Source organism: Lacticaseibacillus manihotivorans DSM 13343 = JCM 12514, from assembly GCF_001435035.1.
GTDB lineage: Bacteria > Bacillota > Bacilli > Lactobacillales > Lactobacillaceae > Lacticaseibacillus > Lacticaseibacillus manihotivorans.
Genome location: NZ_AZEU01000216.1, coordinates 1 through 4,070, shown reverse-complemented (window position 1 = coordinate 4,070; position 4,070 = coordinate 1). Strand labels below are relative to the sequence as shown.

Below are 4,070 nucleotides of genomic sequence, written 5' to 3'. Positions count from 1 at the left end.
TAGGAAGTCGCCACGCTGAATGAAAGATCTGTCGCTGACAGGTCTTTTTTTGTGTCATTTTTTTGTTGCAAAAATTGCGAAAAAACCCGTTAAAAAGGGGTTTACAGCGTGTTTCCTGTCCTGTATAATTACTACTGTTGTTGAGAAAGACATGCCGTCTTAGCTCAGTCGGTAGAGCGCTTCACTCGTAATGAAGAGGTCGCTGGTTCGATTCCAGTAGACGGCAGCAAGCAACAAGTCGTACCGATCAGGTCATCCTGATCGGTATTTTTGTGCAATCAAAAACCGCGTCGACAAAACGCGGTCGGTTGGATCATTGATTTAATAAGAAATCCAAGACATTCATGCCGCTGGACGATTGTTGGCGATACAGTTCCGTGTAGCCGCATTGGGTACAAGAAATCGTGACGAATTTCTTATTTTGAACATCGAAGAGCTTGGCGAAGCTGCCGCCAGTGGCTTGAAACTGATCACTTTGGTAGCTGTGATTGTGGCACTTGGGACATTCGTAGACTTTGCTTTCCATCGCGCACCTCCATTAATATTCTTAATATACAAGATACTGGTGAAAATAGGAACTAACGAAATCGTAAGTCGTTTTTCGGCGGTTCTGGGGCCGCGATGATCGGTGGTGCTTGCCAGTAGTAGATGTCGACGTTTTTGCTGTCGTAAATGTGATAGTCGATACTGAGTTCATTCAAGCTGTGTTGCATGATCGCAAAATACAGCGGCAGTGGGGCTTTCTCCAAGCCGGCTGCGACGACCATTAAGTACTTCGCCATGTCGGCAAAAACGTCTTGGGTGATCGGGTTGGTGATTTTAAAGGTTAAATCGACATAGCCGAGATCTGCGGTGTCACGCGTGTATGTTGCTGATTGTAAGGGGAAGCCGCCAAAGTTACCGGCTGCTTTCAAGCTGTCCACGACATGCCGCAGCTGGGCGGATTCGAAGGCGGGTTTTTGAAACATCAAATGCCAAGTTGCCAAGGGATTCACTCCTTTCGATCTGTGTTATAATTCACTTTATCTGGAGGTGACACGTTGATGAAAAAGTTCTGGATTGTGGCAGTGTTGGGATTGGCGCTGGCTGGCTGTGGGCAAAAAGCCGCCAGCTCAAGTTCGTCTTCTTCAAAGCCAAAAACCGTTATCACTACCAAGCAGTATACCACGGCGCAATTACAAAAACGTTACGTGAAAATCGTTGATGCTGTGGTCGACCCATTAGATCTGGCTTCTTATTCCAAACCAACCGCTGAAATCAAACAAGCCGCAAGCAAAGGCCGACAACAAATCGATGATTTGCAGCTACAGCTAGCAGACAACAGCAGTCAAGCCGCATTGACCAGTGCGTTACAAAAGCTGAGCAAGGCCGCCGAAGCCATGCTGACAGCGATGGTGGGCAAAGACCAAGGAACGTATAATGCGACGGCGAAAACGTTTATGACGCAAACCAACACCATTGCTAAAACCTATTTTAATGGAAGCATTCCGCAAAAGTTGAGTATTTACAGTCAACGGATGGCCAATAAAACCAGCAGTAGCACCGGTTCAAACTGATCCAAAGTCGAGTCACAGCTGACTCGGCTTTTTATTTTGTTGGCGATGTGACAGGTGAGGCACGCAACTGCGCTGAACGTGGTGATCCTTGGCTTGAAGGAGACGACAAACGATCGATAGCTTGTCGATTTTGACCAAAAATGCCGGCTTCTTGTTCATCATTTTCTCACCAAAAACCATAATGTGTTTATGGATGTTGAACATGCGTTAAACCAGCACGATAAAAAGGCGCTTTCATGAGAAAAGGCGCGGCGATTTGTCATTGGATTCCTGCTGGCGTATAATGGATTAATGATTCGTAGCTATTTTGAGGGAAGTAGCGGAATCGTCACTAGGTTTGGTTACGAATTCCTAGTGAGAGGTGTTTGATTTAATGAACCAAAAAGAAAGCGACCATTCGTTCCTAGGGCATCCTAAAGGCTTATTGACCTTATCGATGACTGAATTCTGGGAACGATTCAGTTATTACGGCATGCGCGCCATTTTGATCTACTACATGTATTATGCAGTGACCAAAGGGGGCTTAGGTTTTGACAAGCCAACTGCGCTGTCGATCATGTCGATTTATGGGTCCTTGGTGTACTTGAGTTCGACCATCGGCGGCTTCATTTCCGACCGTTTGCTCGGTAGCCGCAAAACCGTCTTTTGGGGCGGGGTGTTGATCATGATCGGACATATTGTGTTGTCCTTGCCATTTGGGGCCGGCGCCTTGTTTGCCTCGATCGGTTTGATCGTCATCGGGACTGGGTTGTTGAAGCCTAACGTGTCCGAAATGGTCGGCTCACTTTATCCTGAAAATGATACCCGCCGTGATTCCGGCTTTAGTATATTTGTCATGGGGATCAATTTCGGCTCCTTGTTGGCACCGATCATTGTGCCTTGGGGCCAAGCCAAATTCAACTTCCATGTCGGCTTTTCCTTTGCCGCGATCGGAATGTTTATCGGCTTGATCTATTATGTGATTGCCGGCAAGAAAACGATCAATCCTAAAGATGATGTTGCCCCAGATCCAATTTCCGCTGAAGAAATGAAGCCATTGTTGCTAAAAGTCCTCGCAGGCGTTGTGGTATTAGCTGCAATTCTTGGGATCATGGGTGCCACTGGGACCTTCAGTATTGACCATGTGATCACCTTGATCACCATCATTGCTATTGGGGTACCAGTATGTTACTTCATTGCGATGTTACGCTCAAAGAAAGTCACTAAAACTGAACGTTCACGCGTTTGGGCCTACATTCCACTGTTTATCGCGGCCGTGATCTTTTGGGCGATCGAAGAACAAGGCTCCGTTGTCTTAGCAGTGTTTGCGGCTGATCAAACCAAGTTGAGCTTTTTAGGGATGCCGATTTTACCTGGTAACTTCCAGTTGCTCAACCCATTGTTCATTTTGATTTACGGGCCGATTTTCGCTTGGCTTTGGGTGCGCTTAGGCAAGCGCCAACCAAGTTCACCAAAGAAGTTCAGCTACGGCTTGGTATTTGCCGGCTTGAGTTACTTGGTGATGGCGATCCCAGTGATGATGTTTGGAACCAGCACCCGGGTTTCCCCATTATGGCTGGTCTTATCTTGGGCGATCGTTGAAATCGCGGAAATGTTGATTTCCCCAGTGGGCTTGTCAGTGACCACGAAGCTTGCACCAAAAGCTTTCTCCAGTCAAATGATGAGTATGTGGTTCTTGGCTGATGCAGCTGCGCAAGCCATCAACGCGCAAATCGTTAAATTATATTCCCCAGCAACTGAACTTGCGTACTTCGCCGCTGTTGGGATCGCGTCCATCGTGTTTGCCGTGATTTTAGGCTTCATGGTGCCACGTATTGAAAAATTGATGCAAGGGATCAACTAACTTGATCACTGTTAAGCTCGCCTCTTTTGAGAGTGCGGGCTTTTTGCTTGTGGTAAACTGGATTCGAGGTGAGTTGATGAAAATTGCAGTCAGTGTGGATAATCATTTGGATGTAAACAAAATTCCGATCAGCGAGGCCGTCGCCCGCCAAGCGGCTTATTTAACGGCGCAACAAGCCGCGGGGTATTTTAATGCTGGCGATACTTTCAATGACTTCACCAAAAGCGTGGTGTTTTTCCAGGATTTACAAGCCCATGTGTCGTTTCCCGTGCGCTGGCTGGCCGGCAATCATGACTTGGTTAATGGCGTCACGTATGAAATGGCACAAAGCCTAGCAGATCCGCTGTATTTCCACGAGCAAAGCCTAAAACTGGGGAATTCCGTGATCATCGGTAATAACGGGTGGTATGATTATTCCTTGGCGCCTGCGGACTTACACAAAACTGATACTGAGTTTGCCCAGTGGAAGCGCGCGTTTTGGATCGACGGGGCGATCGACCAGCCGGTATCAGATCAACAACGCATGCAGCGAGTGCTTGAGACCACAGCGCAAGCTTTAGCTGAGGCCAAAGGACAGCGCGTGATTTATTTGACCCATTTTGTCCCGCAAAAAGCTTCGTAAATTGCAAGAACAAGTTAGCCAGTCGTTGAGGACAATCCCAGAACAGGCC

Annotated in this window: 5 protein-coding genes and 1 tRNA gene; 4 read left to right on the top strand and 2 right to left on the bottom strand. The window is 47.4% G+C overall.

Annotated elements, in window-relative coordinates; genetic code table 11:
• The first annotated feature begins 153 nt into the window (after window positions 1-153).
• Window positions 154-226, top strand: a tRNA-Thr gene (locus tag FD01_RS11460).
• A gap of 87 nt (window positions 227-313) precedes the next feature.
• Here FD01_RS11460 and FD01_RS11455 read toward each other — a convergent pair.
• Window positions 314-526, bottom strand: coding sequence for a zinc ribbon domain-containing protein (locus FD01_RS11455; RefSeq protein ID WP_054719699.1), 213 nt, complete (start codon window positions 524-526; stop codon window positions 314-316).
• Window positions 527-578: 52 nt separating this feature from the next.
• A complete protein-coding gene (locus FD01_RS11450; protein ID WP_056964404.1) occupies window positions 579-986 on the bottom strand; it encodes a hypothetical protein in 408 nt (135 codons plus the stop codon).
• A 57-nt stretch (window positions 987-1,043) separates the two neighbouring features.
• Here FD01_RS11450 and FD01_RS11445 point away from each other — a divergent pair, with 57 nt between their 5' ends.
• From FD01_RS11445 to FD01_RS11430, 3 genes are all read left to right on the top strand, one after another.
• Window positions 1,044-1,556: a hypothetical protein gene (locus FD01_RS11445; RefSeq protein WP_056964402.1), complete on the top strand. Its 513-nt coding sequence runs from the start codon at window positions 1,044-1,046 to the stop codon at window positions 1,554-1,556.
• A gap of 373 nt (window positions 1,557-1,929) precedes the next feature.
• On the top strand, window positions 1,930-3,399 hold the full coding sequence (locus FD01_RS11435) for a peptide MFS transporter (protein WP_056964398.1): 1,470 nt from the start codon (window positions 1,930-1,932) through the stop codon (window positions 3,397-3,399).
• A gap of 76 nt (window positions 3,400-3,475) precedes the next feature.
• Window positions 3,476-4,021, top strand: a complete 546-nt coding sequence (locus FD01_RS11430) for a metallophosphoesterase family protein (protein ID WP_056964396.1) — start codon at window positions 3,476-3,478, stop codon at window positions 4,019-4,021.
• Window positions 4,022-4,070: the final 49 nt, after the last annotated feature.